The organism is Halomonas heilongjiangensis (assembly GCF_002879645.1).
GTDB classification, from domain to species: Bacteria; Pseudomonadota; Gammaproteobacteria; order Pseudomonadales; family Halomonadaceae; genus Halomonas; species Halomonas heilongjiangensis.
The window spans coordinates 65,862-77,849 of record NZ_PNRE01000023.1 but is presented as its reverse complement, the minus strand read 5'-3'; the positions used below and the strand labels follow the sequence as shown (position 1 = coordinate 77,849).

Here is an 11,988-nt window from a genome sequence, read left to right as displayed (position 1 = left end):
GTTAGCTAACGTAAAGGGGTTAAAGCAGTGGCTAAGGAAAAATTCGAACGTTCCAAACCGCACGTCAACGTCGGCACCATCGGTCACGTCGACCACGGCAAGACCACGCTGACGGCGGCCCTGACCCGCGTCTCCGCCGAGGTGTTCGGTGGCGACTGGCGTGAGTTCGACACCATCGACAACGCTCCTGAGGAGCGTGAGCGTGGTATCACCATCGCCACCTCTCACGTCGAGTACCAGTCCGAGCAGCGCCACTACGCGCACGTCGACTGCCCGGGGCACGCCGACTACGTCAAGAACATGATCACCGGTGCGGCCCAGATGGATGGCGCCATCCTGGTGGTGTCCGCCGCCGACGGCCCCATGCCGCAGACCCGCGAGCACATCCTGCTCTCGCGTCAGGTTGGCGTGCCGTACATCGTCGTGTTCCTGAACAAGGCCGACATGGTCGACGACGAAGAGCTGCTCGAGCTGGTCGAGATGGAAGTCCGTGAACTGCTGTCCGAGTACGACTTCCCGGGTGACGACACCCCGATCATCACCGGTTCCGCCCTGATGGCCCTGGAAGGCAAGGACGACAACGGCATGGGCACCACCGCCGTTGCCAACCTGATCAAGGCCCTGGACGACTACATCCCGGAGCCGGAGCGCGCCATCGATCAGCCGTTCCTGATGCCGATCGAGGACGTCTTCTCCATCTCCGGTCGTGGCACCGTGGTCACCGGCCGTATCGAGCGCGGCATCGTCAAGGCCGGCGAAGAGATCGAGATCGTCGGTATCCGTGACACCACCAAGACCACCGTCACCGGTGTCGAGATGTTCCGCAAGCTGCTCGACGAGGGTCGTGCGGGCGAGAACGTCGGCGCCCTGCTGCGCGGCACCAAGCGTGACGATGTCGAGCGTGGCCAGGTCCTGGCCAAGCCGGGCACCATCACCCCGCACACCGTCTTCGAAGCCGAAGTCTATGTGCTGTCCAAGGAAGAGGGTGGTCGTCACACCCCGTTCTTCAAGGGCTACCGTCCGCAGTTCTACTTCCGTACCACCGATATCACCGGTACCTGTGAGCTGCCGGAAGGCGTCGAGATGGTCATGCCGGGCGACAACGTCAAGATGGTCGTCACCCTGATCGCTCCGATCGCCATGGACGACGGCCTGCGTTTCGCCATCCGTGAAGGCGGTCGTACCGTCGGCGCCGGCGTCGTGGCCAAGATCGTTCAGTAAGTCCCCGGACTGCTGGATCGATCGAAGGGGGCTCCGCGAGGAGCCCCCTTTCTGCGCACCGCGGCGAGTGATTGACACTCGTCCGCGGCGTGCCTATAATGCGCATCCTTTGAATGCGTGGGTGGACGGCTCGCGCCGTCGAGATCCATTGGAGTTTAGGGCAAATGCAGAACCAGAAGATTCGCATTCGGTTGAAGGCTTTCGACCATCGCCTGATCGACCAGTCCGCTGCGGAGATCGTTGAGACCGCCAAGCGTACCGGCGCCCAGGTTCGTGGTCCGATTCCCTTGCCGACCAATCGCGAGCGTTACACCGTGCTGATCTCGCCGCACGTCAACAAGGACGCGCGCGACCAGTACGAGATTCGCACCCACAAGCGTGTACTCGACATCGTCGAGCCCACGGAAAAGACCGTTGACGCCCTGATGAAGCTCGACCTCGCCGCTGGCGTGGACGTGCAGATCAAGCTCGACTAAGACCACACTAGACACTCGCGGCCCAGCGCTCGTGCGACCCCAGGGGTCGGTATGGGCAGCAGCCGCCACGCCGGGATGGCGTCATACAACGTGCTAGTGGAATGCTCTGGAAAGGGCAGCCATAGCGGGTGATAGCCCCGTACACTAAAGGAGACTGAGAATGACTATCGGTTTGGTCGGTAGGAAGGCCGGGATGACCCGCGTCTTCACCGAGGATGGCGCATCCGTGCCCGTGACCGTGATCGAGGTTGAGCCCAACCGCGTGACCCGCGTGAAGTCCGTCGAGAGCGACGGCTACGCCGCGGTTCAGGTGACAACCGGCTCCCGCAAGGCCAAGCATCTGTCGAAAGCCCAGGCCGGGCTGTTCGCCAAGGCAGGTGTCGAGGCCGGTCGTTCGCTGATGGAGTTCCGCCTGGCAGCAGGCGACGAGGCTCCGGAAGTGGGCGGCGAACTCACCGTATCCCTCTTCGAAGCTGGTCAGATCATCGACGTGACCGGCACCTCCAAGGGCAAGGGCTTCCAGGGCGCCGTCAAGCGCTGGAACTTCCGCACCCAGGACAATACCCACGGCAACTCCCTGTCGCATCGCGCGCCGGGCTCCATCGGCATGTGCCAGACTCCGGGCCGCGTGTTCAAGGGCAAGAAGATGGCCGGCCAGATGGGCAACGTGCGTTGCACCGTCCAGAGCCTCGAAGTCGTCCGCGTCGATGCCGAGCGTAACCTGCTGCTGGTCAAGGGTGCCGTTCCCGGTGCCACCGGCAGTGACGTCGTCGTGCGCCGTGCCGTGAAAGCTGGCTGAAGGGGATATAACCGATGAATCTGAATCTTGCTGCAGGCGCCGGTACCGTCGAAGTGTCCGACGCCACCTTTGGCAAAGAATTCAACGAAGCGCTGGTGCACCAGGTCGTCACCGCCTATCTGGCCGGTGGTCGTCAGGGGACCCGCGCTCAGAAGAACCGTTCCGACGTGCGTGGCGGCGGCAAGAAGCCGTGGCGTCAGAAGGGCACCGGTCGTGCCCGTGCCGGTACCATCCGTTCGCCCCTGTGGCGCAGCGGCGGCGTGACCTTCGCGGCCCGTCCGCAGGACCACTCCCAGAAGGTCAACCGCAAGATGTACCGCGCGGCGATGCGTTCGATCCTCTCCGAGCTGGTGCGTCAGGAGCGTCTGGTCGCCGTCGACGAGATCACCGTCGAGGCGCCCAAGACCAAGCAGCTGGTCGCCAAGTTGGCCGAGCTGGGCCTGGAGAAGGTGCTGATCGTCACCGAAGAAGTCGACGAGAAGCTCTACCTCGCCGCCCGCAACATCCCCAACGTGGATGTGGTGGACGTGGCTGCCGCCGACCCGGTGAGCCTGGTCGCCTTCGACAAGGTGCTGGTCACCGTCTCCGCCCTGCGTAAATTCGAGGAGAAGCTGGCATGAACCAGGAGCGTGTATTCAAGGTTCTGCTTGGTCCGCACGTGACCGAGAAGGCCGCCATGGCTGCCGAACGCAACCAGTACGTGTTCAAGGTGGCCAGCGACGCGACCAAGCCCGAGATCAAGAAGGCCGTGCAGGCCCTGTTCGGCAAGAAGGTCGACCGCGTTCAGGTGCTGAACGTGAAGGGCAAGACCAAGCGCACCGCGCAGGGTCTCGGTCATCGCCAGGGGTATCGCAAGGCCTACGTGACACTGGCCGCCGGCGAAACCCTTGAAGACTTCTCTGGCGCCGAATAAGGGCAGGAGTACGGATCATGGCAATCGTCAAGACTAAACCCACATCCGCCGGTCGTCGCCACGTCGTCAAGATCGTCGGCGAGGAGCTGCACAAGGGTCGGCCCTATGCGCCGCTGCTCGAGAAGCAGTCGCGCTCCGGTGGGCGTAACAACAACGGTCGCATCACCACCCGTCACGTGGGCGGTGGGCACCGTCAACACTACCGGATCATCGACTTCAAGCGCACCAAGGATGGCGTTCCCGCCGTCGTCGAGCGTCTCGAGTACGATCCGAACCGCAGTGCCCACATCGCGCTGCTCAAGTATCTCGACGGCGAGCGCCGCTACATCATCGCCCCCAAGGGCGTGAGCGCCGGCGACCGTCTCGAGTCCGGCGTCAACGCGGCGATCAAGAAGGGCAACGCCCTGCCGTTGCGTAACGTCCCGCTGGGTTCCACCGTGCACTGCATCGAGCTCAAGCCCGGCAAGGGCGCCCAGCTTGCCCGCAGCGCCGGGACCAGCGCCCAGCTGGTCGCCCGTGAAGGCAACTACGCCACCCTGCGTCTGCGCTCCGGCGAGATGCGCAAGGTGCTGGCCGAGTGCCGTGCGACCCTGGGTGAAGTGAGCAACTCCGAGCACAGCCTGCGTCAGCTTGGCAAGGCCGGTGCAAAGCGCTGGAGAGGTGTGCGCCCGACCGTTCGCGGCGTGGCCATGAACCCGGTGGATCACCCGCACGGCGGCGGCGAAGGCCGCACCAGCGGTGGTCGTCACCCGGTGACTCCGTGGGGTGTCCCTACCAAGGGCCACAAGACCCGCAAGAACAAGCGCACCGACAAGCTGATCGTCCGTCGCCGCAAGGCACGGAACTGAGAACTTACGCCAAGACATTAAGAGGTAACGGCTGTGCCACGTTCACTGAAGAAAGGTCCCTTCATTGACCTTCATCTGCTGAAGAAGGTTGAGGCTGCAGTGGAGAAGAACGACCGCAAACCGATCAAGACCTGGTCGCGTCGTTCCATGATCCTGCCCAACATGGTCGGGCTCACCATTGCAGTCCATAACGGTCGCCAGCATGTCCCGGTGCATGTCTCCGAGGAAATGGTTGGCCACAAGCTGGGCGAATTCGCTGCCACCCGCACCTATCGCGGTCACGCGGCGGACAAGAAAGCCAAACGGTAAGCCAGAGAGGATTGAGAGATGGAAGTCACAGCTAAGCTGCGTGGCGCTCGTTTATCCGCCCAGAAGGCCCGTTTGGTGGCTGACCAGGTGCGCGGTAAGCCGGTCGCCGAAGCGCTGGACCTGCTGACCTTCTCACCGAAGAAGGCTGCCAAGCTGGTCAAGAAAGTGCTGCAGTCCGCCATTGCGAATGCGGAAGAAAACAACGGCATGGATATCGACGAGCTGCGTGTCTCGACCATCTGCGTCGATGAGGGCATGACGCTCAAGCGTATCAAGCCGCGCGCCAAGGGCCGTGCGGATCGTATCTTGAAGCGCACCTGCCACATCACCGTCAAGGTAGCCGAGAAGTAGGAGTCGACCAGATGGGTCAGAAAGTACATCCGACAGGTATTCGGCTGGGTATCGTCAAGGACCATACCTCGGTGTGGTACGCCGAGCGCGGTGCCTACGCCGACAAGCTGAACAATGATCTCGAAGTACGTCGCTTCCTCGAGGAGCGCCTGAAGAATGCATCCGTGAGCCGCATTCACATCGAGCGTCCGGCCAACAACGCCCGTATCACCATTCACACTGCCCGTCCGGGCATCGTGATCGGCAAGAAGGGTGAGGACGTCGATCGTCTGCGTCGCGAGGTCACCGCGATGATGGGCGTGCCCGTGCACGTCAACATCGAGGAAGTCCGCAAGCCGGAACTGGATGCCAAGCTCGTCGCGCAGAACATCGCCGGCCAGCTCGAGCGTCGCGTGATGTTCCGTCGCGCCATGAAGCGTGCCGTGCAGAACGCCATGCGTCTGGGTGCCGGCGGCATCAAGGTGCAGCTCTCCGGCCGCCTCGGCGGTGCGGAAATTGCCCGCACCGAGTGGTACCGGGAAGGTCGTGTTCCGCTGCACACCCTGCGTGCGGACATCGACTACGCCACCTACGAAGCCAAGACCACCTACGGCATCATCGGTGTCAAGGTCTGGGTCTTCAAGGGTGAAATCCTCGGGGGCATCGAGGAGGTCCGCGCCAAGGCGAAACAGCCGCAGGCCGCACCCTCCAAGAAGAAAGGTTCCAGGTAAGGGGAGAGCGAGTCGATGTTACAGCCCAAGCGTATGAAATTCCGCAAGATGATGAAGGGCCGCAACCGTGGTCTGGCCCATCGCGGAAGCAAGATCAGCTTCGGGGAATACGGCCTCAAGGCTACCGGTCGCGGCCGCATCACGGCGCGCCAGATCGAAGCCGGCCGTCGTGCGATCACCCGTCACGTCAAGCGTGGCGGCAAGATCTGGATCCGCGTCTTCCCCGACAAGCCGATTTCCAAGAAGCCGCTCGAAGTCCGTATGGGTAAGGGCAAGGGCTCCGTCGAGTACTGGGTCGCCCAGATCCAGCCGGGTCGGGTCCTGTACGAGATCGAGGGTGTGTCCGAAGAGCTGGCCCGTGAGGCCTTCTCTCTCGCCGCCCAGAAGATGCCCCTGTCCACCACCTTTGTGAAACGGACGGTGATGTGATGAAAGCCCAGGAAATTCGTGAAAAGTCAGTCGAGCAGCTCCAGGAGCAGCTCTTCGAACTCCTCCGCGAGCAGTTCAACCTGCGCATGCAGAAGGCCACCGGCCAGCTGAGCCAGACTCATCTGCTCAAGCAGGTCCGTCGGGACATCGCCCGCGTGAAGACTGTGCTCAACGAGAAGGCAGGTGACTGAGATGGCCGAAGAGAAGAAAGCCCGTACGCTCACCGGCAAGGTGGTGAGCGACAAGATGGACAAGTCCATCGTCGTGATGATCGAGCGCCGTGAGCGTCACCCGATCTATGGCAAATACGTCAAGCGCTCCACCAAGCTGCACGCCCATGACGAGGCGAACCAGGCGAAGGCCGGCGACACCGTCTCCATTCAGGAGTGCCGTCCGCTGTCCAAGAAGAAAGCCTGGACGCTGGTCGAGGTGGTCGAGCAGGCCAAGGGCTGAGCTCGGCGAGAGCAGTCAGATTAGGTTTGGAGAAAACCGATGATTCAGACTCAGACAATGCTGGATGTCGCCGACAACAGCGGAGCGCGCCGGGTGCAGTGCATCAAGGTGCTCGGCGGTTCACACCGTCGCTACGCTCGCGTGGGTGACATCATCAAGGTTACGGTGAAGGAAGCCATTCCGCGTGGCAAGGTCAAGAAAGGCCAGGTCCTCAAGGCGGTGGTGGTTCGCACCCGTAGTGGCGTCCGTCGCCCCGACGGTTCGCTGATCCGCTTCGACGGAAATGCGGCGGTTCTGTTGAACAACACCAACGAACAGCCGATCGGTACCCGTATCTTCGGGCCGGTAACTCGTGAACTTCGGAACGAGAAGTTCATGAAGATCATTTCCCTGGCGCCCGAAGTGCTGTAAGGAGCGAGGCGGATATGCAAAAGATCAAACGTGACGATGAAGTGGTCGTCATCGCCGGCAAGGACAAGGGCAAACGTGGCACGGTCAAGCGCGTCCTCAAGGACGAACGCTTCGTCGTGTCCGGTGTGAACATGATCAAGCGTCACACCAAGCCCAACCCCATGGCGGGTAAGCAGGGCGGTATCGTCGAGCGCGAGGCTCCGATTCACGCGTCCAATGTTGCCATCTTCAATCAGGAGACCGGTAAAGCGGATCGCGTCGGCTTCCAGGTGAAGGAAGACGGTACCAAGGTACGTATCTACAAGTCGACGCAGACGCAGATCGACGCCTAACGCGAGTCGGGTAGCAAAATGGCGAACTTGAAAGAACGTTATCAGAACGAGGTGGTGGCTCAACTCAAAGAGCAGTTCAGCTACGCCAACGTGATGCAGGTACCCCGGATCACCAAGGTGACCCTGAACATGGGTATCGGCGAAGCGACCAGCGACAAGAAGCTGATCGACAATGCCATCGGCGACCTGGAGAAGCTCTCCGGTCAGAAGCCGTTGGTGACCAAGGCGCGCAAGTCCATCGCGGGCTTCAAGGTGCGTGAAGGCTGGCCGATCGGGATCAAGGTGACCCTGCGCTCTCAGCGCATGTGGGACTTCCTCGATCGCCTGGTGAATATCGCGATCCCCCGCGTTCGTGACTTCCGTGGTCTCAACCCGAAGTCCTTCGACGGTCGTGGCAACTACTCCATGGGGGTGCGTGAGCAGATCATCTTCCCTGAGATCGAGTATGATAAGATCGATCGGATTCGTGGTCTGGATGTCACCATCACCACCACCGCCAACACCGATGAAGAAGGTCGTGCGCTGCTGAGCGCGCTGAACTTCCCGTTCAAGAAATAAGGGTGGGATCATGGCAAAGAAGAGCATGGTAGAGCGTGAGCTCAAGCGCACCAAGCTGGTGGCGAAGTATGCCGCCAAGCGCGCCGAGCTCAAGGCGGTCATCCAGGACGTCAACGCTTCCGATGAAGAGCGCTTCGAGGCAACGCTGAAGCTGCAGCAGCTGCCGCGCGACTCCAGCCCGGTGCGCCAGCGCAACCGCTGCCGTATCACTGGCCGTCCGCACGGCTACTACAACAAGTTCGGCCTCGGTCGCAACAAGCTGCGTGAAGCCGCCATGCGTGGCGACGTCCCTGGACTGAAGAAGTCCAGCTGGTAACGCCACGTAGAATCATCAGGAGCGCAACGTAAATGAGCATGCAAGACACTCTGGCGGATATGTTCACCCGTATCCGCAATGCGCAGATGGCCACCAAGGAGACGGTCACCATGCCGTCCTCCAAGCAGAAGGTCGAGGTGGCCCGCGTATTGAAGGAAGAGGGTTACATCAACGACTTCGCGGTGTCCGAAGGTGCCAAGCCCGAGCTGACCGTGACCCTCAAGTATTTCGAGGGCAAGCCGGTCATCGAGCACATCCAGCGGGTTTCCAAGCCGTCCCTTCGCTCCTACAAGGGCAAGGACGCGCTTCCGAAGGTCGCCGATGGCCTGGGTATCGCGATCGTCACCACCTCCAACGGGGTGATGACCGATCGTGCGGCTCGCAAGGCTGGTGTCGGTGGCGAAGTCATCTGCACCGTATTCTAGGAGTTTGGAATGTCCCGCGTAGCCAAATATCCGGTTAAAGTGCCCAGCGGCGTCGACGTCAAGCTCGACGGCGACCAGCTGACCGTCAAGGGCGGCCAGGGCACCCTGTCCATGACCGTTCACGCCGATGTGGCGATCGGTCAGGAGGACGGACAGCTGACCTTCGCCCCGAGCGAGACCGCCAAGAGCTGGGCGATGGTCGGTACCACCCGTGCCCTGGTTCAGAACCTGGTCACCGGTGTCTCCGAGGGTTTCACCAAGACCCTCGAGATCAACGGCGTCGGTTATCGTGCCCAGGCAAAGGGCCAGACGCTCAATCTTACACTGGGCTTCTCGCACCCGGTCGACTACACGCTGCCTGACGGTGTCGTGGCGGAAACGCCGAAGAACACCGTGATCGTGCTGAAGAGCGCGGACAAGCAGCGGCTCGGCCAGGTCGCCGCGGAAATCCGCGCCTTCCGTCCGCCCGAGCCCTACAAGGGCAAGGGTGTCCGGTACGCCGACGAGCAGGTGCGTCGCAAAGAAGCCAAGAAGAAGTAAGGCAGGGTTATGAACGCGAAGAAAGAATCTCGTCTCCGTCGTGCCCGCCGCGCTCGCGCCAAGATCCGCGAGCTGGGCGTGTATCGCCTGTGCGTCAACCGTACCCCCCGCCACATCTACGCGCAGATCATCTCGCCGGATGGTGGCAAGGTCCTGGCCAGCGCTTCCACGCTGGACAAGGCCCTGCGTGAGGGTGCGACCGGCAATGCCGACGCCGCCGCCAAGGTGGGCGCACTGATTGCCGAACGCGCCAAGCAGGCTGGCATCACCCAGGTGGCCTTCGATCGTGCCGGTTTCAAGTACCACGGTCGTGTGAAGGCCCTGGCCGACGCCGCTCGTGAAGGCGGCCTGGAATTCTAAAGGGTTTTTACGATGGCGAAGAACGAACAGCAAAGCGGCGATCTGCAGGAAAAGCTCGTGCAGGTCAACCGTGTCGCCAAGGTGGTCAAGGGTGGCCGTATCTTCGGTTTCACCGCCCTGACCGTCGTGGGCGATGGCAAGGGTCGTGTCGGCTTCGGCCGCGGCAAGGCGCGTGAAGTGCCGGTCGCGATCCAGAAGGCGATGGACCAGGCGCGTCGCAACATGATCAAGGTGAACCTCAGCGGTGGCACCCTGCAGTACCCGGTCAAGGCCCGTCACGGTGCCTCCAAGGTATACATGCAGCCGGCCTCCGAGGGTACCGGGATCATCGCCGGCGGCGCCATGCGCTCCGTGCTCGAGCTGGCCGGCGTCCACGACGTCCTGGCCAAGTGCTACGGCTCCACCAACCCGGTGAACGTGGTGCGTGCGACCGTCAACGGTCTGGCCTCCATGCAGTCGCCGGATGACATCGCCGCCAAGCGCGGTCTGTCCGTCGAAGCGATCACGGGGTGAATACCATGGCAGCAACACTCAAGGTGACCCAGACCCGCAGCACCATCGGCGTCCTGCCCAAGCACAAGGCCACCATGAAGGGCCTCGGGCTGCGCCGCATCGGTCATTCGGTCGAGCTGGAAGACACCCCCGCCGTGCGCGGCATGATCCACAAGGTCAACTACCTTGTGCGCGTTGAGGGAGAGTAATCCATGAAACTCAATAGCCTGAGCCCGGCTCCGGGTTCCAAGCACGCCGAGAAGCGCGTCGGTCGTGGCATCGGCTCCGGACTGGGCAAGACCGGCGGTCGCGGTCACAAGGGCCAGAAGGCCCGCAGTGGCGGCAGCGTCAAGCCCGGTTTCGAGGGCGGCCAGATGCCGCTGCAGCGTCGTCTGCCGAAGTTCGGCTTCACCTCGATGAAGTCGCTGGTTTCCGAAGAGGTGCGCCTGGGCGAGCTGGCCAAGGTCGCCGGTGACGAGGTCACCCTGGCCACCCTCAAGGAGGCCAACGTGCTCAAGGACGCCACGCTGCACGCGAAGGTGATCCTTTCCGGCGAACTGAACAAGGCGGTCACCGTTCGCGGCCTCAAGGTCACCAAGGGTGCCCGTGCCGCGATCGAAGCCGCCGGTGGCAAGGTAGAGGACTAAATGGCCAAGTCAGGAAAAATGCCGGCGATGGGCAGCGGTCTGAGTGAACTGTGGGCGCGTCTGCGCTTCGTGCTCCTCGCCATCGTGGTCTACCGTATCGGTGCCCACATCCCCGTTCCCGGTATCAATCCTGACCAGCTTGCTGCCTTGTTCAGGGAGCAGCAGGGCACCATCCTGGGCATGTTCAACATGTTCTCGGGTGGCGCCCTGGAGCGCATGAGCATCATGGCGCTGGGCATCATGCCCTACATCTCGGCGTCGATCATCATGCAGCTGCTGACCGCGGTCTCGCCCCACCTCGAGCAACTCAAGAAGGAGGGCGAGGCCGGCCGCCGCAAGATCAGCCAGTACACCCGCTACGGCACCGTGGTCCTGGCGCTGGTCCAGGCCACCGGCATGTCGGTGGGCCTGGCCAGCCAGGGCATCGCCTACACGGCCGACTTCAGCTTCTATTTCACCGCCATCGTGAGCTTCGTGACCGGTGCGGTGTTCCTGATGTGGCTGGGCGAGCAGATTACCGAGAAGGGAATCGGCAACGGCATCTCGCTGCTGATCTTCGCCGGTATCGTCGCCGGCCTGCCCGGCGCCGTCGGCCAGGCCTTCGAGCTGGCCCGTAACGAGGGCGCCTGGAACGTGTTGCCGCTGCTGGCCCTGTCCGTGCTGGGTATCGCCACCGTGGCCTTCGTGGTGTTCATCGAGCGCGGCCAGCGCCGTATCACGGTGAACTATCCGCGTCGCCAGGTCGGCAACAAGATGTATGCCGGCCAGAGCAGCTACCTGCCGCTCAAGGTGAACATGGCGGGCGTCATTCCGGCGATCTTCGCCTCGAGCATCCTGCTGTTCCCGGCCTCGCTGGGGCAGTGGGTGGGAGCCGGCGAAGGCATGGAGTGGCTGCAGCGTGCGTCCCAGGCCCTGGGCCCTGGGCAGCCGCTGTATATCTTGCTTTTCGGCGCGGCGGTGGTATTCTTCTGCTTCTTTTACACAGCGCTGGTCTTCAATCCCAAGGATGTCGCCGACAACCTCAAGAAGTCGGGGGCCTTCCTGCCGGGGATTCGCCCGGGCGAGCAGACCGCTCGCTACGTCGACAAGGTCATGACGCGTCTGACCCTGTTCGGTGCCTTGTACATCACTGCGGTTTCCCTGATGCCCCAGTTCCTGATCGTGGCGTGGAACGTGCCGTTCTTCTTCGGCGGTACCTCGCTGTTGATCGTGGTGGTGGTGATCATGGACTTCATGGCCCAGGTGCAGTCGCACCTCATGTCGCACCAGTACGAGTCGGTGATGAAGAAGTCCAACCTGAAAGGCTACGGTAGCGGCGGCATGATGCGCTGAGGCGCGCCGCCGGCGACTTGGCGCGCCGCGGGCTGAGGTGTCGGCTCGCGGCGCGAGCCAACTTTG

Annotated in this window: 23 protein-coding genes; all 23 read left to right on the top strand. The window is 62.6% G+C overall.

What is annotated here, in order from left to right; translation table 11 throughout:
• The first annotated feature begins 27 nt into the window (after window positions 1-27).
• The 23 genes from tuf to secY all read left to right on the top strand — a co-directional run bounded on the left by tuf (window position 28) and on the right by secY (window position 11,922).
• Entirely contained in the window at window positions 28-1,221 is a 1,194-nt protein-coding gene (tuf, locus tag C1H66_RS04745) for an elongation factor Tu (protein WP_102626758.1), read from the top strand.
• Between the two features lie 164 nt (window positions 1,222-1,385).
• Window positions 1,386-1,697, top strand: coding sequence for a 30S ribosomal protein S10 (gene rpsJ, locus C1H66_RS04740; RefSeq protein WP_021819602.1), 312 nt, complete (start codon window positions 1,386-1,388; stop codon window positions 1,695-1,697).
• Window positions 1,698-1,857: 160 nt separating this feature from the next.
• Window positions 1,858-2,496 carry a 50S ribosomal protein L3 gene (gene rplC / locus C1H66_RS04735; protein ID WP_102626757.1) on the top strand — a complete coding sequence of 213 codons (639 nt, stop codon included), beginning with the start codon at window positions 1,858-1,860 and terminating at the stop codon, window positions 2,494-2,496.
• A gap of 14 nt (window positions 2,497-2,510) precedes the next feature.
• Entirely contained in the window at window positions 2,511-3,116 is a 606-nt protein-coding gene (rplD, locus tag C1H66_RS04730) for a 50S ribosomal protein L4 (protein ID WP_102626756.1), read from the top strand.
• Complete coding sequence (gene rplW, locus C1H66_RS04725; protein ID WP_102626755.1) at window positions 3,113-3,409, top strand: 50S ribosomal protein L23; 297 nt, start codon at window positions 3,113-3,115, stop codon at window positions 3,407-3,409. Before rplD ends, rplW begins: the two co-directional genes overlap by 4 nt.
• A 17-nt stretch (window positions 3,410-3,426) precedes the next feature.
• Window positions 3,427-4,257 (top strand): 50S ribosomal protein L2, encoded by an 831-nt coding sequence (rplB, locus tag C1H66_RS04720; protein ID WP_102626754.1) that lies wholly within the window; start codon window positions 3,427-3,429, stop codon window positions 4,255-4,257.
• 33 nt (window positions 4,258-4,290) lie between these two features.
• Window positions 4,291-4,566 carry a 30S ribosomal protein S19 gene (gene rpsS / locus C1H66_RS04715; RefSeq protein ID WP_009098993.1) on the top strand — a complete coding sequence of 92 codons (276 nt, stop codon included), beginning with the start codon at window positions 4,291-4,293 and terminating at the stop codon, window positions 4,564-4,566.
• A gap of 18 nt (window positions 4,567-4,584) precedes the next feature.
• Entirely contained in the window at window positions 4,585-4,917 is a 333-nt protein-coding gene (gene rplV, locus C1H66_RS04710) for a 50S ribosomal protein L22 (RefSeq protein ID WP_010626471.1), read from the top strand.
• A gap of 11 nt (window positions 4,918-4,928) precedes the next feature.
• Window positions 4,929-5,627 carry a 30S ribosomal protein S3 gene (gene rpsC, locus C1H66_RS04705; RefSeq protein WP_102626753.1) on the top strand — a complete coding sequence of 233 codons (699 nt, stop codon included), beginning with the start codon at window positions 4,929-4,931 and terminating at the stop codon, window positions 5,625-5,627.
• Window positions 5,628-5,642: 15 nt separating this feature from the next.
• A complete protein-coding gene (gene rplP / locus C1H66_RS04700; protein WP_102626752.1) occupies window positions 5,643-6,056 on the top strand; it encodes a 50S ribosomal protein L16 in 414 nt (137 codons plus the stop codon).
• Window positions 6,056-6,247 (top strand): 50S ribosomal protein L29, encoded by a 192-nt coding sequence (rpmC, locus tag C1H66_RS04695; protein ID WP_010626474.1) that lies wholly within the window; start codon window positions 6,056-6,058, stop codon window positions 6,245-6,247. The genes rplP and rpmC overlap by 1 nt, the downstream gene beginning before the upstream one ends.
• A 1-nt stretch (window position 6,248) precedes the next feature.
• Entirely contained in the window at window positions 6,249-6,509 is a 261-nt protein-coding gene (rpsQ, locus tag C1H66_RS04690; RefSeq protein ID WP_009099001.1) for a 30S ribosomal protein S17, read from the top strand.
• 39 nt (window positions 6,510-6,548) lie between these two features.
• Window positions 6,549-6,920 carry a 50S ribosomal protein L14 gene (gene rplN, locus C1H66_RS04685; protein WP_008959163.1) on the top strand — a complete coding sequence of 124 codons (372 nt, stop codon included), beginning with the start codon at window positions 6,549-6,551 and terminating at the stop codon, window positions 6,918-6,920.
• A gap of 14 nt (window positions 6,921-6,934) precedes the next feature.
• Window positions 6,935-7,252 carry a 50S ribosomal protein L24 gene (gene rplX / locus C1H66_RS04680; protein ID WP_102626751.1) on the top strand — a complete coding sequence of 106 codons (318 nt, stop codon included), beginning with the start codon at window positions 6,935-6,937 and terminating at the stop codon, window positions 7,250-7,252.
• 18 nt (window positions 7,253-7,270) lie between these two features.
• Window positions 7,271-7,810: a 50S ribosomal protein L5 gene (gene rplE, locus C1H66_RS04675; protein WP_102626750.1), complete on the top strand. Its 540-nt coding sequence runs from the start codon at window positions 7,271-7,273 to the stop codon at window positions 7,808-7,810.
• A 10-nt stretch (window positions 7,811-7,820) separates the two neighbouring features.
• Window positions 7,821-8,126, top strand: a complete 306-nt coding sequence (rpsN, locus tag C1H66_RS04670; RefSeq protein ID WP_102626749.1) for a 30S ribosomal protein S14 — start codon at window positions 7,821-7,823, stop codon at window positions 8,124-8,126.
• A gap of 32 nt (window positions 8,127-8,158) precedes the next feature.
• The gene (gene rpsH, locus C1H66_RS04665) at window positions 8,159-8,551 is read left to right on the top strand and encodes a 30S ribosomal protein S8 (protein WP_102626748.1); all 393 of its coding nucleotides are present in this window, start codon (window positions 8,159-8,161) and stop codon (window positions 8,549-8,551) included.
• 9 nt (window positions 8,552-8,560) lie between these two features.
• Entirely contained in the window at window positions 8,561-9,091 is a 531-nt protein-coding gene (rplF, locus tag C1H66_RS04660) for a 50S ribosomal protein L6 (protein ID WP_102626747.1), read from the top strand.
• 9 nt (window positions 9,092-9,100) lie between these two features.
• Window positions 9,101-9,451, top strand: coding sequence for a 50S ribosomal protein L18 (gene rplR / locus C1H66_RS04655; RefSeq protein WP_102626746.1), 351 nt, complete (start codon window positions 9,101-9,103; stop codon window positions 9,449-9,451).
• A gap of 12 nt (window positions 9,452-9,463) precedes the next feature.
• The gene (gene rpsE / locus C1H66_RS04650; RefSeq protein ID WP_102626745.1) at window positions 9,464-9,964 is read left to right on the top strand and encodes a 30S ribosomal protein S5; all 501 of its coding nucleotides are present in this window, start codon (window positions 9,464-9,466) and stop codon (window positions 9,962-9,964) included.
• A gap of 5 nt (window positions 9,965-9,969) precedes the next feature.
• On the top strand, window positions 9,970-10,152 hold the full coding sequence (rpmD, locus tag C1H66_RS04645; RefSeq protein WP_102626776.1) for a 50S ribosomal protein L30: 183 nt from the start codon (window positions 9,970-9,972) through the stop codon (window positions 10,150-10,152).
• A 3-nt stretch (window positions 10,153-10,155) separates the two neighbouring features.
• The gene (gene rplO, locus C1H66_RS04640) at window positions 10,156-10,590 is read left to right on the top strand and encodes a 50S ribosomal protein L15 (protein ID WP_102626744.1); all 435 of its coding nucleotides are present in this window, start codon (window positions 10,156-10,158) and stop codon (window positions 10,588-10,590) included.
• Entirely contained in the window at window positions 10,591-11,922 is a 1,332-nt protein-coding gene (secY, locus tag C1H66_RS04635; RefSeq protein WP_102626743.1) for a preprotein translocase subunit SecY, read from the top strand.
• Window positions 11,923-11,988 lie beyond the last annotated feature (66 nt).

Bases quoted from the DNA above. Each gene is read 5' to 3' on its own strand.
- rpsJ (WP_021819602.1), top strand. From the start codon at position 1,386: ATGCAGAACCAGAAGATTCGCATTCGGTTGAAGGCTTTCGACCATCGC.
- rplC (WP_102626757.1), top strand. From the start codon at position 1,858: ATGACTATCGGTTTGGTCGGTAGGAAGGCCGGGATGACCCGCGTCTTC.
- rplD (WP_102626756.1), top strand. From the start codon at position 2,511: ATGAATCTGAATCTTGCTGCAGGCGCCGGTACCGTCGAAGTGTCCGAC.
- rplW (WP_102626755.1), top strand. From the start codon at position 3,113: ATGAACCAGGAGCGTGTATTCAAGGTTCTGCTTGGTCCGCACGTGACC.
- rplB (WP_102626754.1), top strand. From the start codon at position 3,427: ATGGCAATCGTCAAGACTAAACCCACATCCGCCGGTCGTCGCCACGTC.
- rplV (WP_010626471.1), top strand. From the start codon at position 4,585: ATGGAAGTCACAGCTAAGCTGCGTGGCGCTCGTTTATCCGCCCAGAAG.
- rpsC (WP_102626753.1), top strand. From the start codon at position 4,929: ATGGGTCAGAAAGTACATCCGACAGGTATTCGGCTGGGTATCGTCAAG.
- rplP (WP_102626752.1), top strand. From the start codon at position 5,643: ATGTTACAGCCCAAGCGTATGAAATTCCGCAAGATGATGAAGGGCCGC.
- rpmC (WP_010626474.1), top strand. From the start codon at position 6,056: ATGAAAGCCCAGGAAATTCGTGAAAAGTCAGTCGAGCAGCTCCAGGAG.
- rpsQ (WP_009099001.1), top strand. From the start codon at position 6,249: ATGGCCGAAGAGAAGAAAGCCCGTACGCTCACCGGCAAGGTGGTGAGC.
- rplN (WP_008959163.1), top strand. From the start codon at position 6,549: ATGATTCAGACTCAGACAATGCTGGATGTCGCCGACAACAGCGGAGCG.
- rplX (WP_102626751.1), top strand. From the start codon at position 6,935: ATGCAAAAGATCAAACGTGACGATGAAGTGGTCGTCATCGCCGGCAAG.
- rplE (WP_102626750.1), top strand. From the start codon at position 7,271: ATGGCGAACTTGAAAGAACGTTATCAGAACGAGGTGGTGGCTCAACTC.
- rpsN (WP_102626749.1), top strand. From the start codon at position 7,821: ATGGCAAAGAAGAGCATGGTAGAGCGTGAGCTCAAGCGCACCAAGCTG.
- rpsH (WP_102626748.1), top strand. From the start codon at position 8,159: ATGAGCATGCAAGACACTCTGGCGGATATGTTCACCCGTATCCGCAAT.
- rplF (WP_102626747.1), top strand. From the start codon at position 8,561: ATGTCCCGCGTAGCCAAATATCCGGTTAAAGTGCCCAGCGGCGTCGAC.
- rplR (WP_102626746.1), top strand. From the start codon at position 9,101: ATGAACGCGAAGAAAGAATCTCGTCTCCGTCGTGCCCGCCGCGCTCGC.
- rpsE (WP_102626745.1), top strand. From the start codon at position 9,464: ATGGCGAAGAACGAACAGCAAAGCGGCGATCTGCAGGAAAAGCTCGTG.
- rpmD (WP_102626776.1), top strand. From the start codon at position 9,970: ATGGCAGCAACACTCAAGGTGACCCAGACCCGCAGCACCATCGGCGTC.
- rplO (WP_102626744.1), top strand. From the start codon at position 10,156: ATGAAACTCAATAGCCTGAGCCCGGCTCCGGGTTCCAAGCACGCCGAG.
- secY (WP_102626743.1), top strand. From the start codon at position 10,591: ATGGCCAAGTCAGGAAAAATGCCGGCGATGGGCAGCGGTCTGAGTGAA.